Below are 25,218 nucleotides of genomic sequence, written 5' to 3' on the forward strand. Positions count from 1 at the left end.
AGCTGGATGTTCCCCGCCTTCGGCGCTGTTCCAGCCCAATTCCCGGACATCCGTCCTTTTTCCCTCTCTGCTCCGCAGCTCTGCGAGTCCCTCCGGTCGGAAAAATGCCGTCACGCCTGACGGAACTTTTCGGAAGCCGTGTTATTCCTCGGTGCTGAGGACCGCCAGGAAGGCCTCCTGGGGCACCTCGACCGTGCCGAACTGCTTCATGCGGGCGCGGCCCTTCTTCTGCTTTTCCAGCAGCTTCTTCTTGCGGCTGATGTCGCCGCCGTAGCACTTGGCCAGCACGTCCTTGCGGAAGGCCTTGACCGTGGCGCGCGCAATGATCTTGCCGCCAATCACCGCCTGCACCGGCACCGGGAACATCTGGCGTGGGATCACCTCGGCCATCTTGTCCACGATCTTGCGGCCCAGGCTGTAGGTCTTGGTCTCGTGAACAATGACGGCCAGCGCGTCAATGACCTCGTTGTTCACCATGATGTCCACCTTGCGCAGGTCGCCCTCGCGGTAGCCGATCATCTCGTAGTCCATGGAGGCGTACCCGCGCGAGATGCTCTTTAGGCGGTCATGGAAGTCGTACAGAATCTCCGCGAAGGGCACCTCGTAAAGCAGTTCCACGCGCTTGCCCACGTAGTTCATGGTGATCATGGAGCCCCGGCGCTCCTGCAGCAGCTGCATCACGGTGCCCACGTAGTCCTCGGGCAGCATGATGCTCAGCTTGATGTACGGCTCCTCCACGCTGGTGATGCGGTCACGGGTGGGAAACTCGGCCGGGTTCTGGGTCTCGAAGATCTCGCCGTTCGTGAGGGTCACGCGGTACACCACGGCGGGCGCGGTGGCGATCAGGTCCAGGTCGTACTCGCGCTCCAATCTCTCCTGAATGATCTCGGCGTGCAGCAGGCCCAGAAAGCCGCAGCGGAAGCCGAACCCCAGGGCCTCGGACGTTTCGGGCTCAAAGGAGAACGCGGCGTCGTTCAGCTTCAGCTTTTCCAGCGCGTCGCGCAGCTTGCGGTAGTCCTCGGTGTCGGTGGGGTAGAGGCCCGAGAACACCACCGGCTGCGCGGGCTTGAAGCCGGGGAAGGGCTCGGCGGTCTGCACGTCCTTGCCGGTCAGGGTGTCGCCCACCTGCGCGTCGTGGATGTCCTTGATGCCGGCGGCCACCCAGCCCACGGCGCCAGCGGCCAGTTCCTGCCCCACGACCAGTCCGGGGCTGAAGGTGCCCACCTTGTCCACATCAAAGGTCTTGCCCGCGTTCATCAGCAGGATCTGGTCTTTGGGTTTTATGGTGCCTTCCAGCACCCGCACGAACAGGATCACGCCCTGGTAGGCGTCGTAAAAGGAATCGAAGATCAGGGCCTTCAGCGGCGCCTGGGGGTCACCGCTGGGCGCGGGAATGCGTTGCACGATGGCTTCCAGAATCTCGGGAATGCCAATGCCCGCCTTGCCCGAGGCGAACACCGCGTCCTCGGCGGGAATGCCGATCACATCTTCCAGCTCCTGCGCCGCACCTTCGGGGTCGGCGGCCGGCAGGTCAATCTTGTTCACCACCGGCACGATTTCCAGGTTGTTGTCAATCGCCAGGTACGCGTTGACGATGGTCTGCGCCTCCACGCCCTGCGAGGCGTCCACCAGCAGCAGCACGCCCTCGCAGGCGGCCAGCGAGCGCGAGACCTCGTAGTTGAAATCCACGTGACCGGGCGTGTCAATGAGGTTGAAGGTGTATTCCTCGCCGCCCGTGCCGTCCTCCTGCAGGGGACGCTGGTAGGTCAGGCGCACCGGGGTGGACTTGATGGTGATGCCGCGCTCGCGTTCCAGTTCCAGCGTGTCGAGGGTCTGGTCGCGCTTGTCCCGCTCGGACATGGCGCCCAGCCGCTCCAGAATGCGGTCCGCGAGGGTGGATTTCCCGTGGTCCACATGGGCGATGATCGAAAAGTTCCTGACGTTCACACAGGCCAGTCTAGCGGGCGCCGGGCGGGGGCGCAGTGTGCGGGGTTCCGGGCGCCGCAAGAAGCGCATTTTCGCTGGCCGCAGGCGCAGGCGTGCGCCTATGCTGGCCCGCATGTTCCCCCGCACCCGTGCGCTGCCCACCCGCCCGGCCATTCCCCTCTGGAAAATCCTGCTGCCCGCGCTGCTGGTGCTGGGCCTGGGGTGGTGGGCTTACCGCTGGATCACCCGGCCCACCAACCCGCCCCTGCAAGCGGGCGCGCAGCAGGGCACCGTGGCGGAAGACTGGGCCCGCCTGCGCGCCTTTGGACCCCGGGCACCTGGGCAGCGCGGCCACGGGCAGACCCTGGACTGGGCCCAGGCGCAGCTGACGGCCCTGGGCTACCGCGTAACCCGCCAGAACTTTCCGGCCCGCGTGCTGGAGGATCTGGGTGCCGAGGTGCGCGCCCCGGGCCTCACCGTGCGCGGCCAGACCCTGTACGGCGCGCAGGGCGGCGATCAGGAAGGCGAACTGGTGCGCATTGCCCCGGGGGCCACCGCCGAACAACTGGAGGCCCTGAACATCCTGGGCAAACTGGCAATCACCACCTGTCCGCCCGGGCCCTGGGCCCCGCTGGCCGACGCGGTGGTGCAGGCGGGCGGCTTGGGGCTGGCCATCGTGAACGACTGCGCGCAGCCGCCGCCCTTCAGCCGGGTGGACCGCACCGTTCTGCCGCTGCTGGCCGTGTCTGCCCCGGACGGCGCGGCGCTGCTGGCGCGCGTGGGGCAGCGCGTGACTTTCCGGGCCACCACCCGGGAGCGGGCGGCCAAGGCGACCAACCTCATTGCGGCGCGGGTGGAGGCCAGCCCCGACGTGCTGTTCGGCGCGCACCTAGACAGCCTGCCGATCAGCCCCGGCGCCAACGACAATGCCAGCGGCGTGCTGGCGGTGCTGGACCTCGCCCGGCGCGCGGCGGGCACCCCCCTGGCCGAGCGCGCGTGGTTCGTGCTGTTCGACGATGAGGAAACGGGCCTGAACGGCAGCCGGCTGTTCGTGCGCGCCTACAGCTACCCCCTGCGCCAGACGCGCGCCATGCTGAACCTGGACATGGTGGGCGTGGCCGCCCAGCCGCTGGGGGTGGCTCCCCACGAAGAACTGCGGCCCCTGGTGCGCCGCGTGGCCCCGGGCCTGCGCCTGTTCGAAGACGAGGCGCAGAGCACGCGCGAGACCTTTGGCCGCACGCTGGCGGTGACCGGCCGCAGCGACCACGCCGCCTTCAAACCGCTGGGCGTGCGCACCCTGTTTCTGACCCGGGGCCTGGACCGCCACTACCACAGCGCCGACGACAAGGCCCTGTCCCCAGCCCTGGTGACCGCCGCCGCTGACACCGCCGCGCAACTGGCCCAGGCGGTGCTGGCCGCGCCCTGGACCCCGCGCGAGCCTTGCGGGATCACCGGGCGTAACTGCCGCTAAAGATCACCCACGGTTCCCCTGCCAGTGGAAGTGTTAACTTTCTGGCATATGCCATGGGTGTCGCTGTTCTGGGGCCTGCGGGCAGTCCTGCTGGCGGGCCTGATGGGCTGCGCCGCGTCCCCGCTGCCCCCCGCCGAGGCCGACGGCACCGTGATCTATCCCCCGGCCGCCGGCACCGCAGTGCTGAGCGCGGACCTGGACACCGATCAGGACATTGCGCGCGCCAGTGTCGCCGCCGATGGCCGCTACCGCCTGACCCTGCCCAGCCCGCCGCCGCACCTGGGCACCCCGGCGACGCGGCTGGCCCAGCAGTACCCCGCCAGCGTGCAGGGGGTGCAGTGCCAGGGGCCCCTGACCCTGGCGCCGGCCGCCACCCGGCTGCTGCTGGTGCGCGCCGGGCGCTTTTTGCTGGGCGAGCAGATCACTGGCCGCCTGAGCCCGGCGACCTCGGCGGTCACGCTGCAGGCCCGGCCGCTGAACGTGGTGCTGACGGTGCGGCAATTCGTGTATGCCGACCGCGCGGCCAGCTTCAGTGCGGCACAGACCTGCACCTTTACGCTGACAGGTGGGCAGGTGCAGCCCGGCACAGTGCAGGGCACCCTGACCCTGGCGCGGGGCTGGAACACCCTGGTCACCCGCACCGAACAGACGGATGCGGGCTTGGCGATCACCCTCAGCGCCAGCGCTACCCTGCGCGGCGTGGACTGGCATTACCTGCCCCTGCCCCGCTGAGCCGAGGGTTGAATAGGCTTTGACCCGTCAGCCGAAGAGATGGAAAATCCCGTGTGAGGAGGCTGGCGGTTGGAGCACTCGCTGCCCTCAGGTGCACGGGGCGGCATCAGGTCCAGCGTGAGTCTTCCCAGCTACCCGGCCTAAAACCTGTTCGTGCCCTCGCGCCTTCAGACGTGGACGGCCCTCCTCATACCCTCCAGGCCATGCAGCGGATGTGTCCTGTTGCCCGGCACCCCTACGCTGTCCCCATGTCCCGTTCCCTGGCCTACTTCACCGACCTCGCGCTGCGCCGCCAGGAAGGCAGTCTGATCGAAAGCGGTCCTGGCGCCGTGGTGGTGCGCTCGCCGCAGAATCCTACTTTCTGGTGGGGCAACTTTCTGCTGATGCCGGCCCCGCCACAGCCCGGGGCCCTGGCGCGCTGGGAGGCCGCTTTTGTGTCGGCGCATCCCCAGGCGGCCCACCGCACGTTTGGTATTGATACCTCGGGCACCGATGAGGGCGCGGCCGACGAGTTCCGCGCCGCTGGCTACGACGTACGCGCCGACACCGTGCTGACCACCGGGCGGACCGTGCCCCCCACAAGACTGAACCGCGACGCCCAGCTGCGCCCCCTGCAGGGCGACGCCGACTGGGCCGCCGCCTTGGCCCTGCGCCTCGCCGTGAACGCCGCCGAGGCCCACCCCCACGAGCCGGAAGGCTACCGGGTTTTCGCCCAGCGCAAACTGGCCGCTTACCGGGCGGTGCAGGCGGCCGGCCAGGGCGCCATGTTCGGGGCCTTTGACGAGCAGGGGAACATGCTCAGCGGTCTGGGCATTTTTGATGCTGGAGACGGGGTTGCCCGCTACCAGAGCGTCGAGACGCACCCCGAGGCCCGCTCGCGGGGGCTGGCAGGCACCCTGGTGCACGCGGCTGGCGAGTGGGCGCGCGGGGCGCTGGGCACCCGGACCCTGGTGATCGTGGCCGATCCCGAGTACCACGCCCAGGCCCTGTATGAGCGCGTGGGCTTTCGCCCCACAGAACGGCAGCTGGCCATCGAGCGGCCACCGGGGGCTGGGGCTGAGCCATGAGCTCTGAGCTATGGGCCATGAGGGAAAGGGCAGTGGGGGAGACCGGGGCGATGGTGCAGTAAGGACTGGCGCCTGAACGCTGCGCTCCGGGCGTGCCAGTTGCACCGACGTTACGGTGAGTGCGAGGGATATCCTCGCGCTTTCCCCCGATGTGTGCCCCTGCGCCCTTGGCCCATAGCCCATGGCTCAGAGCCCAGAGCCCAGAGCCTTCCCCCTACACCCGCACCAGCCGCTCGTGCGGTTCGGGGGGCAAGGTCACCACCACCGGGTCGCCGGGGCGCGCTTCGCCGTCCTGGCACACCACGGCCATCACCCCCGCGCGAAAGACCGGTTGTCCGGCCTCATCCTGACCCACCAGTTCTTTTAACAGCCCCGGCTGAAAGGCGTCGATCTGCGCGCAGGGGTTGCGCAGGCCGGTCAGTTCCACCACTGCGTCCGTGCCAAGGGCCAGCCGGGTGCCGCGCGGCAGCGCCAGCAGGTTCAACCCCCGGGTGGTCACGTTCTCGCCCAGGTCGGCAGGTTGCACGTGGAAGCCCTGGGCAGCCAGGTCATCAAACAGTTCGGCGTGGATCAGGTGCACCTGGCGCAGGTTGGGCTGCGTGGGGTCGGCCCGCACGCGCGAGCGGTGTTGAACCGTCAGACCCGCGTGGGCGTCGCCCTGCACGCCCAGGCCGGCCAGCAGCGTGACTGCAGGCTGTGGGGCCTTGCTGAAGCGGTGTTCGTCGTCGCGGGCCACCCCGATCACTGTGCCGGTCATGGGGTCATCATGCCCCGCCTTCGCGCAGCAGGGGTTCGCCCTGGCCCAGCAGGGCGCGAATGGGCGCAAACGAGCGCCGGTGCACCGGACTAACCCCCAGCGCCTGCAGGGCTGCGCGGTGGGCCGGGGCGCCGTAGCCTTTATGGCCTGCAAAGCCGTAGCCCGGGTACTGTTTATCCAGTTCAGTCATCAGGCAGTCACGCTCGGTCTTGGCCAGCAGGCTGGCCGCCGCCACCGAATAACTCAGGGCGTCGGCGCGGGGCGGCGCACTGATGGGCAGCCCGGCCCGTAGCTTCAGGTAATCGGTGACCAGGGCCTGCGGGGGCGGGTCCAGGCGGGCCAGGGCGCGCAGGGCGGCGGCGTGCGTGGCGCCCAGGATATTTAGCTCGTCAATCTCGGCCGGCCACGCGTGCTCCACGGCGTAGGTCAGCGCCACTTCGCGCACCTGCCCCGCCAGGGTCTCGCGCTGCGCCGCCGACAGCTGCTTGCTGTCGCGGAAGGGGTACTCGGTGGCCAGCCCGGGCAGAATGACGGCCGCCACCGTCACGGGGCCCGCCCAGGCGCCGCGCCCGGCCTCGTCCACCCCGGCCACCCGGAAATAGCCGCGCCGCCAGTGCTCGCGTTCAAAGGACCAGTCGGGGGTAACGGAAACGGGCATGGGCGTAGGGTAGCGGGGAAGGGAATGTTTGGGGGCGTGGCGTCGCGTGGCGGTTTATCTCTGATCCCAGCGAAAGGAGAGAAAGCAAAAGCGGCGTAGCCTTCTCGGAGCGTTGAAGGCAGCCCTTGCGCTTGGTGCGGTGGCGTGGGTGTTCTGCCCCTGTTCCCTGGAGAAACCTGTGGCGCGGTGTGCGCCGCCAGTGGCCGAGCCGCCTCCAGCCATTACCCCGCCAGCCCCAGCTGCTCGTTCAGCCGCCGTGCAAAGCGGTCGGTGCCGTTTCTGGCGTCAAAGCGGGCAGCCAGGGCCTGCGCCTCACGGGTGAAGTGGCTGGCCAGCATCTCGGGGCGGTAGGTCCGGTCCTCGCGGAAGAGGGCAAAGGTGCGCGGCAGGAGCAGGGTCTGGGGGCCACGGCCTTCGAGCGCCCGCCACAGGGCCGCGCTCGCGCCCAGAAAGCTCAGGAGGTCCAGCGGCGAGCGGATGCCCAGCGCCAGGTCAAGATGTTCGGCCCAGACGGTCAGGGCGCTGTCCAGTTCCCCCACCGCCACGAGGTAGGTGATGTGGTGGGCGATGGTCTGGATGAAGTTGCGGTCCAGGCGGGCCAGCCGCAGGCCCTCGTCGTGGGCGGCCCTGGCGTCGTCCTGCTGACCAAGGCGCAAGAGCGGCTGCAGGAGGTTAGCGTGCGTCACGGTGGGCACATCGTGGCAGCTCATGCCCTGCTCAATGATCTCGCGGCCCAGCTTCACGGCGGCGGCGGGGTTGCCGCGTTCGGTGTAGTAGTCCATCAGCTTGTTCTGCTCGCAGGCGGGGCAGTCGCTCAGGGGATCGCGGGGCAGGGCCCGCCACGCCAGAAAGGCCCGCTGCGCCTCTGCCCGGTCGCCCACATGGGTGGCCACGTTCAGGCGGTGATAGGCGGCGTAGTGCGCACCCGAACCGAAGGCCTGTGCGCGCCGCTCGAAGTCGGCCTGCAGCTTGGCCAGCTGCGACAGAGAAAATTCCGGGTTGTCCAGGCTGCCGTTCAGAATCCACTTGTACATCCACATCATCTGGTAGCCGTGGTGGCCGAACTCAGCGGGGTGGCGGTCAAAGGTGCCCAGCAGCCACGCAAAATGAATCAGCGCCCGGTCGGGAAAGCCGCTGAAGGTGGCGGCGCGCACCAGCGCCGTGCGGGCACGGAACCCCGCCTCGCGGTCCCGCTGGCTGTCCGCCAGCCGCGCGGCCTGCGTCAGAAAGCCCAGCGCGCCTTCCTCTGAATCCTGCGCTCCGGCCAGTGCCATCAGTTCGTCTACAGTGTTCATGGTGTTCCTCTGCGGGGCAGAAGGCGGTTTGGGCCACCGGCCTTCAGCCTTCTGCCATCCGCCTCACAGCTGTATTCCGTTCCGTTGAGGGGAGGGAAGTATCCCCCCTCAACTCCACTCCAACCGCTGTCTGTCGCGGTCACTCGCTCCGCTCGCCCCACATGACCTGAAGGTGAAGCCTCCAGGTCATGTGGTTACCGCTATCAGTTCAGGGTGTCCAGCCGCGTCGCCCGCAGGCCCCAGCGCATCATGTCCGACAGGCCGCCCGTCAGTAGCGCGAGTTCCTCGGCGCGCAGGGGGTGGTGGCCCAGCAGGTGCGCCTGGACATACATCATCTGCACCAGGCGAGCGAACACCGCCCCGTCGTCCACATGCAGCAGTTCCTGAACAAGGCTGTGGCCCAGGTTGAGGTGCAGGCGCGAGACGCGCACCTCCTCGTACTCGGCGGCGTAATCGGCCAGAAACTCAGAGAACACCTCGTCCGAAACCTCCTGTGCGGCTTCAATGTCGTCCAGCAGGCGGCGCTCGCTCGTCACGATCAGCAGGGCGGGCAGCTCGGCGGGCTCAAAGCGCTTCACGCTGACCTCGCAGCCCAGGCCCGAGAGCGCCGCGTTGGCCCGCGCCAGCACGCCCTCCAGGCCGCCCGCCGCCACGTCTTCCAGCGACAGGGCGTAGGTCTGGGCGTCCACCTCTTCCAGTTCGCGCCCGAACAACCGGGCGTACTGCCGCAGCAGCGGCACGTCGTAGGTGTACACCGCGTTCACGACGCTGTGCCCGTAGGCGCTCGCCACCTGCGCGATCTGGCGGAACTGGTCGAGGTCGGTGACCATCCGCAGGGTCGGAGAGTGCCGCGCGTACTCGCCCAGCTTCATGCGCCCGGTGGAGGTCTCCAGGCTGAACTCGGGGGCCAGCAGCCGGAAAAAGTCGTCGTCCTCGGTGGCCAGGGCCTTGAGCGGCAGGTGGTGCAGCGAGATCAGGGCGTCCAGCCGCTTGGGGTCCTGCTGGGCCAGTTCCTCGATGTACCCGCGCAGGCCGGCGTTCAGGGCTTCGCGGGCGGCCTTCAGGGCGTCGTCTTCATAGAACGATTCGCGCGAGGCGGTGGGGTGCAGCCCATCCACGTTCAGCAGGCAACGCACGAAAAAGGCCCACTCGGGCAGCAGGTTGCTCAGATCATGGCCCAGCAGCATCCGCTTGAGGTACACCGAATGCCACTGCCGTGAAGAGCGCTGGGTGGCGTGGGGCAGCACCAGGGCCACGCCCAGCAGCCCGCCCGCTTCGCTGCGCAGCGGCACGGCGTCCAGCGCCTGCACCCCCAGTTCCTCGCGGGCGTAGGCCAGCACCTCGTCGCGCTTGCTCGTATCGCCCGCCGCGTAGGCCAGCCACGGCGGCATCACGGCGTTCACATGGGCGTACTGTTCGCCGTCCGTGACGTGAATGGGGTAGGGCAGGATGCGGCCGTAATTCTCCAGCGCCCCGCGCAGTTCGTCGTACTCGAAATAGAAGTCGGTGTCCTCGCGCGCCCGCAGGCGAACGGTGGTGCCGATGTCGGCCCCGTGGTCGCCTGGCAGCACCTCCAGCGTGTAGGTACCGTCAGCCTGGGCCAGCCAGCGCACGGCGGGGCCACCCGAGGCGCTTTTCGTCACCAGTTCAATCTCGCCGCTCACCATGAAGCACGACAGCAGGCCGATGCCGAACTGCCCCAGAAAGGTGTCGCGCGCCTCGTCAATCCGCTTGGACGAGCGCCCGATGGTGGCGAGGAACTCGTGGACCTCGCTTTCCGACAGGCCCACCCCGTTGTCACGGAATTCCAGCCGGGGCAGCTCGCCGTCCCCGCGCAGCAGCCGGGCCTCGATCAGCGGCTCGAAGTCGCCGTGGCGGGCCCGCCGCGCGGTGATCGCGTCCACCCCGTTTTGCAGCAATTCGCGCACGAACACGCTGGGGTCTGAATACAGGTGGTTCGACAGCAGGTCAATGATGCCCCGCAGATCCACTTTGAAGGCGTGTTCCATGCCGGGCATTCTAAAGACGGGCCCCCAGGGCTGGCATACCGGTTTTGGCGCACCCCGGGCAAGGTCAAACGGCGCACCCCCGCGCCCATGTGCCACTCTGGGGGGGTGACTGGCAAGGGCAAGACCGGCAAGAGTGGGCAGAAGATTCGACTGAACAGACCGGCGGCGGAACGCCCGGGGGGGGCGCGGCCCGTGCCGGCAGAGGCAGCGCCGTATCCCGAGGTGCGGCCCGCCGTGCTGGGCCCCCGGCTGGACCGGCTGCAGGTGCTGACCAAGCCCGGGGTGCGCGGCTTTCCAGGTGTGGACGCCGCCCAGGCCCTGCTGATGGAGACCATGCGCAAGGACCGCGTGCGGGGCGAGGTGCTGGACCTGACCGCGATGGGCGGACTGCTGGGCGCCCTGACCGGCGTGACGCTCCGGGCAGTCGAAGGGTCGGCGGCGGCCCTGACGGTGCTGCGCGCGGCGGGGCTGGACGCCCAGGCCGCCGCGCCGGGCGACGATCTGCGCGGGCACTGGCCAGAGCGCGCCCGCACCGTGGCCCTGGTGCTGGCCGGGGACCGGGGCAACGCCTACGCCGCCGCGCAGGTGGCCTGGGCCCACGCCTGCACGCCCCCGGGGGGCACGCTGTACCTCGCCGGGGACCGCGACAAGGGCTTTGACCGCTACGTGCGTCTGGCGGGTGCCGCCTTCGGCGCGGGCGAAACTGTGGCGCGCGACGGCGGCATGCGCGTGGCGAAGCTGGTGCGCCGCCCCGGCCCCACCCCCCCCCTCCCCGAGCCCGAAGGCTACGAGGCGTATGGCGTGACCGTGGTGGGCCTGCCCGGCGTGTTCAGCGCCGCCAAGCCGGACAAAGCCACGGCGTTGCTGCTGGACAGCCTGGGTGAGCCTGACCTGACTGGCAAAGGCGCGCTGGACCTGGGCTGCGGCGCGGGCCTGATCGGCGCCTGGGCCGCCCGGCGCGGCGCGCGGGCCGTGCTGGTCGACGGCGACCTGCAGAGCGTGCGCAGCGCCCAGGCCACCCTGCAGGCCAGCGGCTTAGGCGGCGAGGTGCTTCACTCGGACGTGGACGCCGGGCTGGGCGCGCAGACCTTCGACCTGATCCTGACCAACCCGCCCTTTCATGTGGGGCGCGGCGTGGTGCTGGACGTGGCGCGCGAATTCATGGCGGCGGCTGGGCGGCGCCTGCGGCCTGGGGGCACCCTCTACGTGGTGGCCAACGAGCCCCTGCCCTACGAGACCGAGCTGGCGCGCCTGGGCCCAGTGGAGCAGACCCGGCGCGAGGGCGGCTTCAAGGTGCTCAAGGTGACCCGCCCCGCCTGAGGGCCCGGGAACCTTTGCAGTCCCGGCCCCGTATCCTGTCTGTTGGCCTCCCCCTCAGTCCGTTTCGTGCTTCCGCTCTCCAGCCGCGCCCGGCCCGTTTGCTAGACTGACGCGCTTTCCGCTGCTGGCCCCCCCCAGCCACCCTTTGCCGGGCCCAGGGGGGTCCGCGCATCCCACCGACTGTTCTCTATCCCCGCACCTGCAGGAGGCCGCATGGCAGATTCTCCCGTTCGCACCCGCAAGAAAGTTGAGGCCCCCGAGGCCGGCAGCGCGGCGCCCAAGGCCACGGCCCGCGCCCGCGCCCGCGTGCCCGCCGCCAGCGCCGCCCCCGCACCCGCCGAAGCCAGCGTCCCCGAAGCCGCCCCGGTCACCCCGGGCGCCGGCGCTCCCCCGGCCCCCGCCAAGAAAGCCGCCAAGGCCAGCGCGCCCAAGCCCAAGGACGCGGCGCCCAAGGCCCCCAAAGCCGACAAGCCGAAAGCCGCCAAGAAAGCGGCCCCCGCACCCGCTGACCTTCCCGAAGGGGGCGAGGAAGGCCCGGCCCTGCCCGAGCCTGCCGCCAAGGCTGGCAAGGCCGCGCCCAAGGCTGCAAAGGCCGCCAAGCCAGCGCCGGTCCCCAAGGCCGGCGGCCCCGCCGAGAAGCCGTACTACGCCCACCCCAGCATTCAGGAACTGCTGAAGGCTGGCCGCGCGGCCGGCGTGCTCTCCAGCGAGGACATCGCCACGGCGCTGGCCTCGGCCCTGGAAGCGGCGGGCCTGGATCCCGAAAGCCCCGACGCCTTCGAGGACATGCAGCTGTTCCTGGCCGGCCAGAACATTGAGGTGCAGGACCTCGACGAAGACGAGGACGACGCCGACGATGTGGACGCTGAAGAAGGCACCGTGGCCGCCGCCGCGCAGGATGACGACGAGGAGAAATACTTCGACGACATGCCCCGCGCCGTGTCCAACGACCCAGTGCGTCAGTACCTGCACGAGATCGGCCGGGTGCCGCTGCTGACCCTGGAAGAGGAAATTGCCCTGGCCCGCCGCATCGAGGAAGGCGAAGAAGCGCGCAAGGTGCTGGAAGAGGACCTGGACCTCGACGACCGCGCCCGCCGCCGCCTGATGCGCCAGACCGAGGACGGCGCCGCCGCCCGCCAGGGCCTGATCGAGGCCAACCTGCGCCTGGTGGTCTCCATTGCCAAGAAGTACACCGGGCGCGGCCTGGGCTTTCTGGACCTGATTCAGGAGGGCAACCAGGGCCTGATCCGCGCGGTGGAAAAATTCGAGTACCGCCGCCGCTACAAGTTCTCCACCTACGCCACATGGTGGATTCGTCAGGCGATCAACCGCGCCATTGCCGACCAGGCCCGCACCATCCGCATTCCGGTGCACATGGTCGAAACCATCAACAAGCTCACCCGCACCGCGCGGCAGCTGCAGCAGGAACTCTCGCGCGAGGCGACCTACGAGGAAATCGCCGAGGCGATGGGCCCCGGCTGGGACGCCGCCAAGGTGGAAGAGGTGCAGAAGGTCAGCCAGGAGCCGGTGTCGCTCGAAACCCCCATCGGTGACGAAAAGGATTCCTTCTACGGCGACTTCATCCCCGACGAGAACCTGGACAGCCCGGTGGAGAACGCGGCCAAGACCCTGCTCTCCGAGGAACTGGAAAAGGCCCTGTCCAAGCTCACCGAGCGCGAGGCGATGGTCCTGAAGTTCCGCAAGGGGCTGGTGGATGGCCGCGAGCACACCCTGGAAGAGGTGGGCCAGCGCTTCAGCGTGACCCGCGAGCGCATCCGCCAGATTGAAAACAAGGCGCTGCGCAAGCTTAAGTACCACGAATCCCGCACCCGCAAGCTGCGCGACTTCCTGGATTAAGCCCTCACGTCCAAGCACCCCGCTGCCCAGGGATCGGGCGGCGGGGTTGTTCTTGGGCTGGGCACATGCGGCGGCAGGGCGGGGCGCCAGGGCGTATTCTTGCGCCGTCATGCCAAGAGCCGTGCGGAAGCCACCGTGGTAAGTGCCGCTGCTGCCAGCGCGCCGGGTCTGCGCCTGTCGCCCTACGGGGTGGCCCTGCTGCCGCTGTGTCTGGCCGGGGCGCTGCCGTGGTGGGTGGTGGCGGCGCTGGTGGCCCTGCTGGCCCTCGGGGTGCGGTGGCCGGTGTGGAGCCAGGGCCGGGTGCTGCTCACCCAGCTGGTGCTGGGGGTGTGGCTGCTCACCGCCGTGCCCGGCGCGCAGGGCCAGCCCGGGGCCATGATCGCCCTGGGCGCGCAGTATCTGCTGCTCAGCCTGCTGGGCTTCGCGCTGATCTGGGGGGTGAACACCCTGGAAGACGGGCAGCGGCGCGGGCTGCTGGCCCCACTGTTGACCGGGCTGATCTTTCCGCAGCCGCTGGTGCTGGTCGCGCTGGCGGGCGGGGCGCTGGCCCGGCCGGGGCGCCACACGGCGAGCGCGCCGCTGCCCGAACGCCGCGCGTGGTGGGGCCTGCTGGGCGGGGGGCTGCTGGGCGTGACCCTGCTGGCCGCCCTGCTGCCCCCCACGCCGCCCCTGTGGACGGCCATTCGCCTGCCCACGGAAACGCCGGGGCCGCGCGCCGCCGACCAAGTCCAGCCGACCTTCAGAGAGCAGGCCCAGCCGCCAGCGGGCGCGGGCGGGTCCACCGTCACGGAAGCGCCCACCGTCATGATGGATCTGGGGGAACTGGGGCTGCCGGGCGAACTGACCCTGCTGGGCGGCCTGCTGTGTCTGGTGGCTGCGTGGCGGGTGCTTCAGGGCCGGGCGCAGCGCCGGGGGCCCCCCCACCCGGCCGAAGTGGCCATGGTGCTGGGCCTCGTGGTGCTGGCGCTGGCGTGGTGGGTGGCGGGCGGCCTGCTGTTCCTGGGCAGTGGTGGGGGCGGCGGCCCGCCCGGGTCGCAGGGCCAGGAGGCACTGGAAGGCCTGGGGCGGGGCGTCTCCGAAGACGCGCAGGCGACCATGCGCCTGGTGGCCATCCCGGCGCTGATGAAGGTGCTGGTGTGGCTCACGGCCCTGTTGTTCCTGGGTGTAGGCCTCTGGCTGCTGCGCCTGAAGCTGCGTCCTGGCCCTGCGCTGCCCGCGGACCCCAATGAGGCAGAAGTCGGAGTGGCCGGGATCAGCCCGGCCGCGCCCCTGCACCGCGTGCGCCGCGCCTACCGCGAGGCGAGTGCCGCCCTGGCCGCCGCCGGGCTGGGCCGCGCCCCGGCCGAGACCCCCGCCAGTTACGCGGCGCGCCTGGGGGCCGCGCACCCGGCCCTGGCCGCTCCCCTGCACACCCTGACTGCCGCCTACGAGCCCGTGCGCTACGGCGGGCACCTCACCGATGACGACGCCAGCGCCGCCGAGGCCGCTGCCCGCACCATTCAGATCCTGGCCCCCACCCTACCCCCCCCCGAGGACACCCCATGACCCAGACCGCTGCCACCCCGGACTTCGCCCGTCTTGTTCTGCACAACGTCGCCCAGGTGCTGGTGGGCAAAGAAGACGTGACCCGGCTGGCCCTGGCCGGCATTCTGGCCGGCGGCCACGTGCTGCTTGAAGACGCCCCCGGTACTGGCAAGACCATGCTGGCGCGCGCCCTGGCCCTCAGCCTGGGGCTGGGCTTTCGCCGCGTGCAGTTCACCCCGGACCTGCTGCCCAGCGACGTGACCGGCGTGAGTGTCTACCGCCCCGCCACAGGCGAGTTCGAGTTCGTGCCGGGCCCCATCTTCACGGGCCTGCTGCTGGCCGACGAGATCAACCGCGCCACCCCCAAGACCCAGGCCGCGCTGCTGGAGGCGATGGGCGAGGGGCAGGTAACCGAATCTGGCGTGACCCACCCGCTGCCCCGGCCCTTCGTGGTGATCGCCACCCAGAACCCGGTGGAGCACGAGGGCACCTACCGCCTGCCCGAAGCGCAGCTGGACCGCTTTCTGCTGCGCCTGTCGGTGGGGTATCCCACCGTGGAGGAAGAGGTGCGGATGCTGGGCCGCCTGCAGGGCGAGCACCCCATTGCGGCGCTGGGGGCGGTGGTGACCCCGGCCGACCTGCTGGCGGCGCAGCGGGCAGTGCGCGGCGTGTACGTTTCGGAAGCGGTGCAGGGGTATATCGCCCGCCTCAGCGCGGCCACCCGCGCCCACCCCCATGTGGCGCTGGGCGGCGGCCCCCGCGCCAGCCTCGCCCTGCAGGGGTCGGCCCAGGCGCTGGCGTGGCTGTCTGGGCGCGCCTTCGTCACCCCCGATGACGTGCAGCGCGTGGCCGGCGCGGTCCTGGCCCACCGCCTGAGCCTGAAGATTGAAGCCCGGCTGCAGGGCCAGCCTGCCGAGGCCATCGTGCAGGAGGTGCTGGCCCGCGAGCCGGTGCCGGCTGAAACGGCGTCTGCTGGGGCAGCGCCCGCCCCGGCGGCGGTGGGGGCAGGTGCCCGGTGACCGGGCCCGTGGCTGACGCCAGCGCCACTGCTGCAGGGACCCCATGAACCCGCTGCTGGCCGCCCTGTTGTACCTGGGGCTGGTGGGGCTGGTCACGCTGGGTCTGTGGGCCCTGTCGCGCCGCCCGCCCGCCGTCACCCTCACGCGCACGCTGCCCGAAGCCGCGTTTGAGGGCCAGAGTGTGCCCCTGACCGTGGCGCTGCGGGTGCGCAGCCGCCGCCCATTGCGGGTGCGGGTCAGCGACCCTGCCCCGGGCGCTGTGGTGCCCACCGAACCGCTGGTGGTGGGCGGCCTGCACCTGGGCGAAACGGTGCACGACTGGCACACCCGGGTGCAGCTCAACCGCCGGGGGGTCTTTTCGTGGCCAGGCGCCACCCTGCACTGGGCCGATCCACTGGGCCTGTTCTGGCGCAGCATGCCCTTGGCTGGCCCCGAGACTGCCCTGGAGGTCTTTCCCGGCACCCACGGCCTGCGCCTGCCCGAGGTGCTGCGCCCCCTGCTGAGTGAAGGAGAACTGAGCCGCAGCCTGGGGCTGGATGACCCCATCAGTCTGCGTGGGGCGCGCGCGTATGTGCCCGGCGATCCCCCAGGGCGGGTGCACTGGCGCCTGTCGGCCCGCACCGGCGCGCTGACCGTGCGCGAACTGGAGCGCACCGCCGCCAGCAGCCTCACCGTGTTTGTCGACACCAGTGGGGGCGGGGATGTCTTTGCCGACAGCGCCGCGCGGCTGGGGGCCAGCCTGGTGCAGGCCGCGCTGGACCTGAACCTGCCGGTGGCCGTGGCGACGGGCCCAGAACCGACGCCGATGGGCCGGGGCCCCGGCGCCCTGCGCGCGGCCCTGGGCCAGCTGGCCCGTCTGGCCTCCACCCGGGCGGTGCCCGCGCTGCCGCCCGTGCGGGCCGGGGGCAACCTGATCATCCTGAGTGCGGGTGCAGGGCCCGAACTGGTCGAGCAGGCCCTGCGCGCCCGCGCCACCGCCAGCCGCGTGAGCATCGTGGCCATTCCCGAGGGCTTTTATCTGGAACCCGGCGAGCAGCCCCGGCGCCAGTGGAGTGCCCCGCCTGACACCGTGCGCGACCTGGAACGGCGCGCGGCGGCGCTCTCTGGCCTGGGGGTGCTGGTGTACGTGCTGCGCGGCAACCAGAGCGTGCTACACCTGAGCGCGTAACCCGGGCGCGTGCATGAAGAAGCTGTTCAGGTGCGCCGCGCGGCCCAGCGGTAGCGTACAGCCATGACCAAGCACGATGATCAGACCCCCACGCCGTCCGCGCAGCCCCAGGCCGAGGGCACCGTGCGCCACGAGAACGAGATCAGCAATGTGGACCTGCAGTTCATGGGCCGCCCCAGCGCCGAAGCCGAGATTGAGGCGGCGGTGGACCAGGAGAACAAGTCGCCTGGCCAGTACCGCCGCGAGGGGCTGGACAAGCAGGACATCGCCAGCCACCAGAGCATGGACGCCAGCGACCCGCCCAGCACCAACATGGGCGACGCCACCAGTGGCCGCGAGGACTGAGCCACCAGCCTCTTCGGCTGGGTGGGGCCTTCCTGCCCGGCCTCCTACGCCATGAGCGAGTTCGATGAACTGCAGGCGGTGATCCGCCGCTGCGCTGCCCAGCGGCAGGCCGAGCAGCGGGCCTGCGAAGCGTTCCTGAACGCGCTGTACCACGCTCTGCGCACCGCCAGCGGCCCGGGACTGCCGCTGAACAACGTGACCCTGGACTTCACCACCGATCCCACCGTACGCCTGCGTCCGCCGCCCAGCGGCAGCTTTCATGCCGCGTGGCTGCGCCTGGGCCTGTGCGAGGTGTTGGTGCGGGTCCGCTGGGTGGCCGGGGCCTTTCAGGGCGAGTACGGCCAGAGCGGCGTGTTCCGCGTGGAGCAGGACACCGAGGACGCCTTGCTTAGCCTTGCCCGCCAGCTGCTGCGTGATGTCACGGTGACTTACGGTGGCCTGCCCGCTGTCGAGAGCCACCTGAACTGAAAGAGAACTGCGGCGCCGCCTTCCCAGCCAGGAAGGCGGCGCCGCGTGTTGACCTGTGGTTGTGGCTCAGCCCTTCACGGCCCCGGCGGTCAAGCCCGAGACGATGTTGCGCTGGAACACCAGGACCAGAATGATCAGCGGAATGGTGACCACGATGCTGGCGGCCATGATGGGCCCCCAGGGCTGGTCAAACTGGGTGGCGCCGGAGTAGTTGGCGATCACCACCGGCACCGTGCGGTTGGTGCTGGTGAAGGTCAGGGCGAAAAGGTACTCGTTCCAGGCGTTGATAAAGGCCAGCAGCCCTGTGGTGACCAGCGCGGGCATCATGACCGGGAACAGCACCAGGAACAGGGTTTGCAGGGGCGACGCGCCGTCCACCAGCGCCGCCTCTTCCAGTTCGCCGGGGATGTCCCGCACAAAGCTGGTCAGCACCCACACCGTGAACGGAATGGTGAAAATCAGATACGACAGGATCAGGCCCAGGGGGCTGTTGTAGAGCTTCAGGCCGCCGATCAGGGTGTACAGACCGCCCAGTACCGCAATCTGCGGGAACACGCTGACTGCCAGAATCACGTATAGCACGATGGTCTTGCCTTTAAACCGGAAGCGGCCCAGGGCGTAGGCCGCAAAGGCGCCGATGAGCAGGCTCACCAGCACCGAGCCCACCGCCACGATCAGGCTGTACAGCAGGCCTCGCTGAAAGTTGGGGTTGGAAAAGACCTGCACGTAATTCTGCAGGGTGGTGGGCGCCGCAATGAATTCGCGGGGCGTCAGGAACAGGTCGCCGGGCGAGCGCAAACTGGTGAGCACGGCCCAAACAAAAGGCGCCAGCAGATAGACCGCAATCACCAGCACCAGCAGGTAAAAGGCGGCCCGCTGCAGGTAATACAGGGCGGGGTTGGCGGTTTTCAGGTTCATGGCATTCCCCTCCTCAGTCGAATTTCACGCGGAAGGCGGTCACGTAGATCACCACGATCACCATGATGATCAGGAACACCGCCACGCTGACCGCGCTGCCCATGCCCAGTAGCTGGTTGTCAATCAGGGCCTGCCGGGCGTAGCCGGTCATGGAGGTACTGGCCGCGTTCACGTTGCCCAGCATCACCGACATCACGTCGAACACGCGCAGGGCGTCCAGACTGCGGAACACCAGCGCCACCAGCAGGGCCGGGCGCAGCAGCGGCAACGTCAGCTTCCAGAACTGGGTCCACTTGCTGGCGCCGTCTACATCGGCGGCCTCGTACATGTCGCCCGGCAGGCTCTGCAGGCCGGCCAGAATCAGCAGGGCCATGAACGAGGTGGTTTTCCATACGTCCACCGCGATCAGCGCCCAGATGGCGGTGTCGGTATTGGCCAGTACCGCCTGGCCGCCCAGCAGCCCGCGCCCGATCAGGCCGAAGGAATCGTTGTAGAGGTACGCCCACATCTGCGCCGAGACCACGGTGGGAATCGCCCAGGGCACCAGCATGGCGGTGCGCAGCAGGCCCCGGCCCTTAAAGGCACTGTTGACCACCAGCGCGATGATCATGCCGAACACAGTCTCCAGAAACACGGAGACCACGGTGAACAGCAGGGTGTTCTTCACCGCCCCCCACCACTTGGGGTCCTGCAGGAAGCCCACCGCTATACCGTCTTCGGTGGTGAACCAGAAATTGCCCAGGCCAATAAAGCTGCGCTGCTCCGGGCTGGTGAGGTTGGCGTCGAACAGCGAGAAGTAGAAGGTGCGGTACAGCGGATAGCCGGCCACCAGCGCAATGGCGATCAGGGTGGGCAGCAGCAGCCAGAGGGCCTGCCGGGCGCGGGCCGCTTCAATGCCGCGCGTGCGGCGGGGCCGGGCAGGGGTGGGCGCTTGAACAGTCATGTCCGGGAAAACCTCCTGGCGGGCTCAGGCCGAAAACGCCGGCCCAGGCTGGGGGCGTGGGGTAAGCCGGGGCCACATGGAAGAGGGGACACCCGGAAGGTGGGCGTCCCCGCAGGCGTGGCGGGCCGGGTGGCCCGCCTCTGGGCGCTTACCAGCCCCGGCCCTTGATGCGGGCGAGGTCGGTGGCCAGCTTGGCCACTGCCTGCTGCCCCTTCATCTTGCCGTTCAGCACGTCGCTGACGGCGGTGGAGAAGGCCTGCGACACCTGGTTGTACTTCAACTTGGTGGGCGCCGAGGGGCGGGCCACCGCGCTGGTAAAGACGCTGTACAGGCTGCCGAAGAAGGGGTTCTTCGCCAGAATGTCCTTGTCCTTGTACAGGGCGGGGAGGGTGGGGTTATACGTGCCCTGAATGGCGCGGATCTTCTGCTCCTCGGGGCTGGTCAGGTACCGCACGAGGCTGATGGCCGCTGCCTGGTTCTTGGAGTACTGGCTCACGCCCAGCTGCCAGCCGCCCAGGGTCGCGGCGTTGCGCGCGCCCCCGCTGGGCAGCGGCGCCACGCCGATCTTGCCGGCCACCTTGCTGTCCTTGCCCTGGCCCAGCGCCCAGGCGTAGGGCCAGTTGCGCATGAACGCGGCGTTGCCCGCCTGGAAGATGCCGCGCGCGGCTTCCTCGTCGTAGGTGGTCACGCCGGCCGGGCTGATGGTCTTGACCCAGCTGGCAGCGGTGTCCAGCGCCTTGGCGGCCTGGGCGTTGTTGATGGTGATTTTGCCGGTGCTGTCCACGATGGTGCCGCCGCCAAACGACACCAGCCACTCCATGGCGTCGCAGGTGAGGCCCTCGTAGTTCTTGCCCTGCCACACGAAGCCGCTAAAGGCGCTGTTGGTCTTGCGCTCGCCGTCCTGAATCTTCTTGGCCATCAGGGCCAGTTCGGTCCAGGTTTTGGGGGCGGCCTTGAAGCCGTACTTCTTCAGCAGGTCGGTGCGGTAGTACAGCAGCCCGGCGTCGGTGAACCAGGGCAGCGCCACCAGTTTGCCGTTCACGGTGTTGGCGTCAATGATGCCCTTGAAGTGGGCGTTCACTTCGCTGGCGGGCACCTTGCCGCGCAGGTCCACGAAGTGCTGGGCCAGCAGGCCCGGCCACACCACGTCCAGCTGGTAGACGTCAATGTCGCTGCTCTTGGCGGCCAGCTGCTGCTGGTACAGGCCCAGGCGGTCGTTGGTCAGCTTGGGGCTCTCGAAGACCTTGACGGTGTTCCCCGTCTTCTTGGCCCAGCGCGCCGCGCCTTCCTTACACATCTTCAGCTCGACACCCACGTCGCCGCAGGCCAGGGTCACGGTCACCGCGCTCGCCTGGGAACTGGCCAGAATGGCGGCGGACAGGCTGATCAGCGCAATAGCTTTCTTCATGCATCCCCCTTGGGTGGACCGCCGACCCCGTGGTCAGCCCGCTTCCGGTATGAAGCGGTTCCACTTGCTGAACTTTAGATAGCGCTCAGCGTACACGTCGGCCCCGAGCCTGTCAATGGAAACAGTTCCAAGATGACTAGTGGTTGTTCCGGCGCGCGAGGCCCGGAAAATCGCCCAGGGCTGGTGCGGGGTTTTAGGGAAGATTAGGCCGGCTGGCCGGCACCCTGGGTCAGTTCGTAGGCGGCGTCGCGTGTGCCGGTGCCCAGTTTGCGCAGCAGGCCGTCCTGCACCAGGCGGCGCAGCACCCGCCATGCCTGCTGGGTGTTCAGGCCACACGCCGCGCGCAGGTCCACGTTGCGCACCCGGCCCTGTTCGCGCGCCAGGGTCAAGGCGGCGGCGCGCACTTCGGCCGAGTTGGGAGCGCCGGGGTCACGCTCGGGGCGGGGGCGGGCAGTGGCTGGCGCCGGCCGGGTTGGGGCAGGGGCCACCGGCGCGGGGGTCGGCGTCTCTGGCTGGGCGGCCGGCAGCACGGTGCGCTCGTGACCCAGGGCCACGCGCACCTCCTCGCCCAGCACGTAGGCAATGCCGCGCCCTACGCCCGCGCGGGCAATCAGGCCGTGCTCCTCCATGCCGCGCAGCAGCCGGGGCGTGCGGTCTTCGGGCAGTTGCAGCGCGCGGGCGAGGTGGGCGCGGGTGGCCTCGCCCTCGCGCGCCAGCAGCGACAGCACGATCAGCATGTCCAGCGAGAGGGTCTGCATCTCCTCTTGCTTCTTGGCCACAAAGCGCACGAACTCGGCGTCAAAGCCGGGGCTGTGCAGGGCCAGTGTCACGGCGTCGGGGTAGGGGGTGAACTCCGGCGGTTCCTTGCCGTGGCGCAGCATCAGCGAATACATCTTGTCCACGCCCACGCCCGCGCGTTCCACCAGCCCCAGGCGCGAAAGCACCTCGGCCAGCAGCGGATTGCGCCGCTTGGGCTGGTGGCGCAGGATGTTCCCCGGAGTAATCCCGCCGGGGAGGCCCCCCGGGTTCATGATTTCCAGGCGGTCGGGGAAGTAATGCACGTGCACGGCGTCGCGCAGGGTGTAATCGCGGTGGGTCAGGGCATTGAGCAGCGCCTCGCGGTACACCACCTCGTCCTGGTCCCAGACCTCGATGCGGAAGAGGCCCACCTGCACCGGGGTAAAGCGGTTGCGGGCCTGAATGAGTTCGGCCAGCCGGGTCAGCAGCGCGGGAATGGGGCGCAGCAGGTCCTCGCGGAACTGAAATTCGGGGTCCAGGGTGGCGTGGTGGTAAAAGCACACCTCGGCCTGTGGGACGTGCGCGCGCAGGGCCGCCGGGGTGCCGGCCAGCAGAATGGCCGCCAGCGTGGGCCGTAGCGCCCCGCCGCTGGGCAGCAGCAGGCCCAGTTCGCGCAGAAAATCCAGGTCCGGCAGTGCCGAGGCGCTCAGGCGCCGGCCCAGGCTGCGCAGGCGCGCCACCTCGGCGGGGTCCAGGTCGGCCAGCGAGGCGTCGGGGGGAACGGTGGCCGTGTAGTCGGGGGCCGCCACCGGCTCGGCGGCCGAGGGCGTGACCGGCACCAGATGCGCCCCGTCCCAGGCGATCACCGAGCCGTCGGGCGCCGCCAGCACATAGGGCGCGTGCGGCACGAACACCGCCAGCACTTTCAGGCCACCGGGCAGGCGGTGGTGCTGCACATTCACCGTCAGGCGCCCGCCTGACAGCTCGAAGATGGCGTGGGTGACCATCAGGGGATGCAGTTCTCCGGCGTCGCGCTCAGGGGGCTGGGGCTGCTCCACCACATCCACGCCCACCAGCACGGTGCCGCCGCGCGCATTGGCCAGCCCCACGGCGTAGCGGGCAAGCTCCTGGGGGGTCACGTTCAGCGGCAGGTGAATGCACGTCGGCCCCGGTGGGGGCAGCACCCCCAGCGGCGAGATGGCGTCCGTCGCGTCCAGCGTCACAAGCGGGCAGTATACCGCCGGGCTGGGTCAACCGGGATCGGGGACCCCAGCGGGGGAGAGGGGGAAAGGGGCACGGCGCTCAGCTTGGTCGGGGACTTGGGCACACGGTGCGGGACGCCGATTCAACGTGGGTGGGGCTGGCGTGGGGGCACTCTCCATGAAGCCCACGCTGCGCCTTAGCGTGGGACGGCTGGTCGCGGGCGAAGGTTGCAGTCAAAACGCAGAAAACGTTGTACGGGGCCCTCGTTTTGAGTGTCCGGTGCGGATCTCATGGCGTCCACGGCAGGGGGCAGGGGGAAGCAGCAGAACCGTAGCGGTCAGCGCACCCTTGTACAGGGCGCTCTGCACCTGCCCGTCCCTCATTGCCTGCCGATTAGCAACCCACCCTGTTCGCGCGATCGTGCCGACACTCTTCTATGCCCCGTTGACAGGGCTTAGCCAGTGCCGCTCAAGCTGCATCCTCTCGCCCTGCAGCCACACCAGGGCGGCGCGGTGGCCCACGCCCCACACGATGGCGACCTGCCCGGCGGCCCGGCCCAATGCAGCGGCCTCGTGCAGGGGCACGCCGCGCAGCAGCAGGCTGGGTTCAGCGTGGGGGCCGCTGCCATTCACCGTCTCCAGCGGAGCCCAGGGGGCGGCCTGCTCACGCAAGCGGGCGTGGGCCGCCACGTTGTCGGCGTGGCTCTGCGGCTGCGCGCCCGGGTTGTATGCGGTGATCATGGCCCAGCGGCCTCCCGGGGGCGCCCATGCGGGCCGGAAGCCGGGTGCAGTGCCCTGCAAGGTGACGCGGGCGCCGCCCAGGCCGTAATGCGCGCCCAGAAAGGCGGCGCGCAGGGCAGGGTCCGGCGCCGGGGTCAGCGGGCCACCGTGGCCATCAGGTTGGTGATCTGGGTGTTGCGGTAGCGCAGCACGAGGCTGACCTTCTGGCCCACCTTGAAGTTGCCGCCCAGCACCACCCGGTAGCTGCTGCCGGTGCCCAGGTTCAATACCCCCGGCACCGGCAGGGTGCCCACCACCTCGCAGCGCGGCGTGCAGCGCAGCATACGCGCGCGCCCCACACTGCTCCATATGCCGGTAAGTTCATCGGCCCGGGTCACGCGCAGGGCGCCGCTGAGCAGCGCGCCGCCGTGGGTCAGTCTGAGGGTCATGGTGGGGGCGGCGCCCTGGGCCGGCGGGGTGGGGCCCAGGCACAGCAGCGCTGCCAGCGCCGCGCGTGACCAGAGGGAACGGGATGTCATGCGCTCACTCCTTCTTCGCGTTCGGTGTCCCCGGGGTCTGAAGCCTCTATTTCTGCAGCTTCCGTGTCCGGGGTGTCCACCTGGGTTTTCATGATTTCGCGCAGCACGCTGGTGGCAAAACTGCCGCGCGGCAGGGTAAAGGCCAGGGTGTAGCCGTCGGGTTGGGGCTGCACGCTGGCATCTTCGACAAACACCCGGGTCAGGCGGCGATCGCCCTTGCGGGAATGAAACATCTCGGGGCTCAGGCCCAGGGCGGCCAGGGCCTGCTGTTCCAGCTCACCGGCCTCGGCGCTCAGGGGGCGCACCTTTTTGCCAAACAGCGTGCCGGTCGCGCTGACCTCACCCCGGGCGGCGCGCGGGGACTCGGTGGCGGCGTCCTCGACCTGAAACACGCCGCCCGTGTCGTGCTTCTTGGCCATGTCGCCTCGCAGCAGGGCGTCGAAGACCCCATGCTCCAGGCGCAGGCTGACAAACGCGTTGAACACCACGCTCTGCAGGGCGGTAGTCAGAAAGCGCCGCACCCGGGGGTCACGCACGCGCGATTCGCCGCGCACCACGCGCAGGCCCTCTTCGGCATTCAGGCCCCCCAGCCCGAACCGCTGCGGGCCAAAGTAGTTGGGGACGCCGCCGAGCTGCAACTGTGCCAGCAGGCGCGCGGCCTGCTCTGCCTGGCCAGGGGCGCCGCGCACCCGCACCACAAAGCGGTTGCCCCGCAGGTGGCCCAGCCCCAGCTTGTTCGTATGGCGCGTGACCTGCACGACCTCCACGCCGCTCAGGGCAAACTGGCCCAGCCGGGCTTCGTAGCGTGCCGGAAGGCTGAGCCACTGGGTGGTCACCGCGTGGCGGTCCTTAAGCCCCGCCACGCCGATGTCGCGGTCCTTGACCCCCAGTTGCGTGCCCAGTTCGCGCAGCACGTGGGCCGTGGTATGGCCGCGCTTTTCCACCTGAATAAACAGGTGGTCGCCCTCGCCGGACAGGGGGTAGGCGGGCAGTTCTTCCACCCGGAAGTCTTCGGGGTGTTGCCGCAGGGTGCCGCCCGTGCCCTCATCCATTGTCAGGGCGCGCAGCGCCGACCAGTCAAACACCAGACTCACGATTTGCCCACCATAGCCCGCACGTCCTAGAAAGGCGTGA

The 25,218-nt window shown here is 69.7% G+C and carries 22 protein-coding genes; 10 read left to right on the forward strand and 12 right to left on the reverse strand.

All coding sequences use genetic code 11. The annotated features are described in order from the left end of the window. Window positions 1–141 precede the first annotated feature (141 nt). Window positions 142–1,947 carry a translation elongation factor 4 gene (gene lepA / locus KMW22_RS02695; RefSeq protein WP_221088448.1) on the reverse strand — a complete coding sequence of 602 codons (1,806 nt, stop codon included), beginning with the start codon at window positions 1,945–1,947 and terminating at the stop codon, window positions 142–144. Window positions 1,948–2,059: 112 nt separating this feature from the next. Between lepA and KMW22_RS02700 the strand changes: the two genes are divergently transcribed. From KMW22_RS02700 to KMW22_RS02710, 3 genes are all read left to right on the forward strand, one after another. Beyond that, window positions 2,060–3,397 carry a M28 family metallopeptidase gene (locus KMW22_RS02700; protein WP_221088449.1) on the forward strand — a complete coding sequence of 446 codons (1,338 nt, stop codon included), beginning with the start codon at window positions 2,060–2,062 and terminating at the stop codon, window positions 3,395–3,397. A 48-nt stretch (window positions 3,398–3,445) separates the two neighbouring features. Further along, window positions 3,446–4,129, forward strand: a complete 684-nt coding sequence (locus KMW22_RS02705; protein WP_221088450.1) for a hypothetical protein — start codon at window positions 3,446–3,448, stop codon at window positions 4,127–4,129. Window positions 4,130–4,377: 248 nt separating this feature from the next. Beyond that, entirely contained in the window at window positions 4,378–5,196 is an 819-nt protein-coding gene (locus KMW22_RS02710; RefSeq protein WP_221088451.1) for a GNAT family N-acetyltransferase, read from the forward strand. Between the two features lie 214 nt (window positions 5,197–5,410). On the opposite strand, the gene KMW22_RS02715 is transcribed toward KMW22_RS02710, so the two are convergent. The 4 genes from KMW22_RS02715 to KMW22_RS02730 all read right to left on the reverse strand — a co-directional run bounded on the left by KMW22_RS02715 (window position 5,411) and on the right by KMW22_RS02730 (window position 9,915). Further along, window positions 5,411–5,953, reverse strand: a complete 543-nt coding sequence (locus KMW22_RS02715) for an MOSC domain-containing protein (RefSeq protein ID WP_221088452.1) — start codon at window positions 5,951–5,953, stop codon at window positions 5,411–5,413. A 7-nt stretch (window positions 5,954–5,960) separates the two neighbouring features. After that, window positions 5,961–6,611, reverse strand: coding sequence for a ribonuclease HII (locus KMW22_RS02720; RefSeq protein ID WP_221088453.1), 651 nt, complete (start codon window positions 6,609–6,611; stop codon window positions 5,961–5,963). Window positions 6,612–6,832: 221 nt separating this feature from the next. Next, window positions 6,833–7,906: a hypothetical protein gene (locus KMW22_RS02725; protein ID WP_221088454.1), complete on the reverse strand. Its 1,074-nt coding sequence runs from the start codon at window positions 7,904–7,906 to the stop codon at window positions 6,833–6,835. A gap of 203 nt (window positions 7,907–8,109) precedes the next feature. Next, window positions 8,110–9,915, reverse strand: coding sequence for an HSP90 family protein (locus tag KMW22_RS02730; protein WP_221088455.1), 1,806 nt, complete (start codon window positions 9,913–9,915; stop codon window positions 8,110–8,112). 105 nt (window positions 9,916–10,020) lie between these two features. Between KMW22_RS02730 and KMW22_RS02735 the strand changes: the two genes are divergently transcribed. From KMW22_RS02735 to KMW22_RS02765, 7 genes are all read left to right on the forward strand, one after another. Further along, the gene (locus KMW22_RS02735) at window positions 10,021–11,235 is read left to right on the forward strand and encodes a class I SAM-dependent methyltransferase (RefSeq protein ID WP_328774563.1); all 1,215 of its coding nucleotides are present in this window, start codon (window positions 10,021–10,023) and stop codon (window positions 11,233–11,235) included. A 213-nt stretch (window positions 11,236–11,448) separates the two neighbouring features. Next, window positions 11,449–13,092 (forward strand): RNA polymerase sigma factor RpoD, encoded by a 1,644-nt coding sequence (rpoD, locus tag KMW22_RS02740; RefSeq protein WP_221088457.1) that lies wholly within the window; start codon window positions 11,449–11,451, stop codon window positions 13,090–13,092. Between the two features lie 135 nt (window positions 13,093–13,227). Beyond that, the gene (locus tag KMW22_RS19620; protein ID WP_221088458.1) at window positions 13,228–14,637 is read left to right on the forward strand and encodes a DUF4129 domain-containing protein; all 1,410 of its coding nucleotides are present in this window, start codon (window positions 13,228–13,230) and stop codon (window positions 14,635–14,637) included. After that, window positions 14,634–15,635 (forward strand): AAA family ATPase, encoded by a 1,002-nt coding sequence (locus KMW22_RS02750; protein WP_221088459.1) that lies wholly within the window; start codon window positions 14,634–14,636, stop codon window positions 15,633–15,635. Before KMW22_RS19620 ends, KMW22_RS02750 begins: the two co-directional genes overlap by 4 nt. Window positions 15,636–15,678: 43 nt before the next feature. Beyond that, complete coding sequence (locus tag KMW22_RS02755; protein WP_221088460.1) at window positions 15,679–16,803, forward strand: DUF58 domain-containing protein; 1,125 nt, start codon at window positions 15,679–15,681, stop codon at window positions 16,801–16,803. A 63-nt stretch (window positions 16,804–16,866) separates the two neighbouring features. Then, window positions 16,867–17,148 (forward strand): M-like protein, encoded by a 282-nt coding sequence (locus KMW22_RS02760; protein ID WP_221088461.1) that lies wholly within the window; start codon window positions 16,867–16,869, stop codon window positions 17,146–17,148. A 51-nt stretch (window positions 17,149–17,199) separates the two neighbouring features. Further along, window positions 17,200–17,616: a hypothetical protein gene (locus tag KMW22_RS02765; protein WP_221088462.1), complete on the forward strand. Its 417-nt coding sequence runs from the start codon at window positions 17,200–17,202 to the stop codon at window positions 17,614–17,616. 66 nt (window positions 17,617–17,682) lie between these two features. Here the strand turns inward: KMW22_RS02765 and KMW22_RS02770 are convergent, their stop codons facing one another. The 7 genes from KMW22_RS02770 to truD all read right to left on the reverse strand — a co-directional run bounded on the left by KMW22_RS02770 (window position 17,683) and on the right by truD (window position 25,178). Beyond that, a complete protein-coding gene (locus KMW22_RS02770) occupies window positions 17,683–18,534 on the reverse strand; it encodes a carbohydrate ABC transporter permease (protein WP_221088463.1) in 852 nt (283 codons plus the stop codon). A gap of 13 nt (window positions 18,535–18,547) precedes the next feature. After that, window positions 18,548–19,477 (reverse strand): carbohydrate ABC transporter permease, encoded by a 930-nt coding sequence (locus KMW22_RS02775; RefSeq protein WP_221088464.1) that lies wholly within the window; start codon window positions 19,475–19,477, stop codon window positions 18,548–18,550. 148 nt (window positions 19,478–19,625) lie between these two features. Continuing rightward, on the reverse strand, window positions 19,626–20,885 hold the full coding sequence (locus tag KMW22_RS02780; protein ID WP_221088465.1) for an ABC transporter substrate-binding protein: 1,260 nt from the start codon (window positions 20,883–20,885) through the stop codon (window positions 19,626–19,628). Between the two features lie 203 nt (window positions 20,886–21,088). Further along, complete coding sequence (locus tag KMW22_RS02785; protein WP_221088466.1) at window positions 21,089–22,846, reverse strand: ATP-binding protein; 1,758 nt, start codon at window positions 22,844–22,846, stop codon at window positions 21,089–21,091. 414 nt (window positions 22,847–23,260) lie between these two features. Continuing rightward, window positions 23,261–23,566: a DUF3293 domain-containing protein gene (locus tag KMW22_RS02790; RefSeq protein WP_235692429.1), complete on the reverse strand. Its 306-nt coding sequence runs from the start codon at window positions 23,564–23,566 to the stop codon at window positions 23,261–23,263. Window positions 23,567–23,700: 134 nt separating this feature from the next. Then, complete coding sequence (locus KMW22_RS02795) at window positions 23,701–24,084, reverse strand: hypothetical protein (RefSeq protein WP_221088467.1); 384 nt, start codon at window positions 24,082–24,084, stop codon at window positions 23,701–23,703. Further along, window positions 24,081–25,178, reverse strand: coding sequence for a tRNA pseudouridine(13) synthase TruD (gene truD, locus KMW22_RS02800; protein ID WP_328774564.1), 1,098 nt, complete (start codon window positions 25,176–25,178; stop codon window positions 24,081–24,083). The genes KMW22_RS02795 and truD overlap by 4 nt, the downstream gene beginning before the upstream one ends. Between the last annotated feature and the right edge of the window lie 40 nt (window positions 25,179–25,218).

This window comes from Deinococcus aquaedulcis, assembly GCF_019693445.1.
GTDB classification, from domain to species: domain Bacteria; phylum Deinococcota; class Deinococci; order Deinococcales; family Deinococcaceae; genus Deinococcus; species Deinococcus aquaedulcis.

Excerpts from the sequence above, each read along its gene's own strand:
- KMW22_RS02700 (WP_221088449.1), top strand. The coding sequence starts at position 2,060 with ATGTTCCCCCGCACCCGTGCGCTGCCCACCCGCCCGGCCATTCCCCTC.
- KMW22_RS02705 (WP_221088450.1), top strand. The coding sequence starts at position 3,446 with ATGCCATGGGTGTCGCTGTTCTGGGGCCTGCGGGCAGTCCTGCTGGCG.
- KMW22_RS02710 (WP_221088451.1), top strand. The coding sequence starts at position 4,378 with ATGTCCCGTTCCCTGGCCTACTTCACCGACCTCGCGCTGCGCCGCCAG.
- KMW22_RS02715 (WP_221088452.1), bottom strand. The coding sequence starts at position 5,953 with ATGACCGGCACAGTGATCGGGGTGGCCCGCGACGACGAACACCGCTTC.
- KMW22_RS02720 (WP_221088453.1), bottom strand. The coding sequence starts at position 6,611 with ATGCCCGTTTCCGTTACCCCCGACTGGTCCTTTGAACGCGAGCACTGG.
- KMW22_RS02725 (WP_221088454.1), bottom strand. The coding sequence starts at position 7,906 with ATGAACACTGTAGACGAACTGATGGCACTGGCCGGAGCGCAGGATTCA.
- KMW22_RS02730 (WP_221088455.1), bottom strand. The coding sequence starts at position 9,915 with ATGGAACACGCCTTCAAAGTGGATCTGCGGGGCATCATTGACCTGCTG.
- rpoD (WP_221088457.1), top strand. The coding sequence starts at position 11,449 with ATGGCAGATTCTCCCGTTCGCACCCGCAAGAAAGTTGAGGCCCCCGAG.
- KMW22_RS02750 (WP_221088459.1), top strand. The coding sequence starts at position 14,634 with ATGACCCAGACCGCTGCCACCCCGGACTTCGCCCGTCTTGTTCTGCAC.
- KMW22_RS02755 (WP_221088460.1), top strand. The coding sequence starts at position 15,679 with ATGAACCCGCTGCTGGCCGCCCTGTTGTACCTGGGGCTGGTGGGGCTG.
- KMW22_RS02760 (WP_221088461.1), top strand. The coding sequence starts at position 16,867 with ATGACCAAGCACGATGATCAGACCCCCACGCCGTCCGCGCAGCCCCAG.
- KMW22_RS02765 (WP_221088462.1), top strand. The coding sequence starts at position 17,200 with ATGAGCGAGTTCGATGAACTGCAGGCGGTGATCCGCCGCTGCGCTGCC.
- KMW22_RS02770 (WP_221088463.1), bottom strand. The coding sequence starts at position 18,534 with ATGAACCTGAAAACCGCCAACCCCGCCCTGTATTACCTGCAGCGGGCC.
- KMW22_RS02775 (WP_221088464.1), bottom strand. The coding sequence starts at position 19,477 with ATGACTGTTCAAGCGCCCACCCCTGCCCGGCCCCGCCGCACGCGCGGC.
- KMW22_RS02780 (WP_221088465.1), bottom strand. The coding sequence starts at position 20,885 with ATGAAGAAAGCTATTGCGCTGATCAGCCTGTCCGCCGCCATTCTGGCC.
- KMW22_RS02790 (WP_235692429.1), bottom strand. The coding sequence starts at position 23,566 with ATGATCACCGCATACAACCCGGGCGCGCAGCCGCAGAGCCACGCCGAC.
- KMW22_RS02795 (WP_221088467.1), bottom strand. The coding sequence starts at position 24,084 with ATGACATCCCGTTCCCTCTGGTCACGCGCGGCGCTGGCAGCGCTGCTG.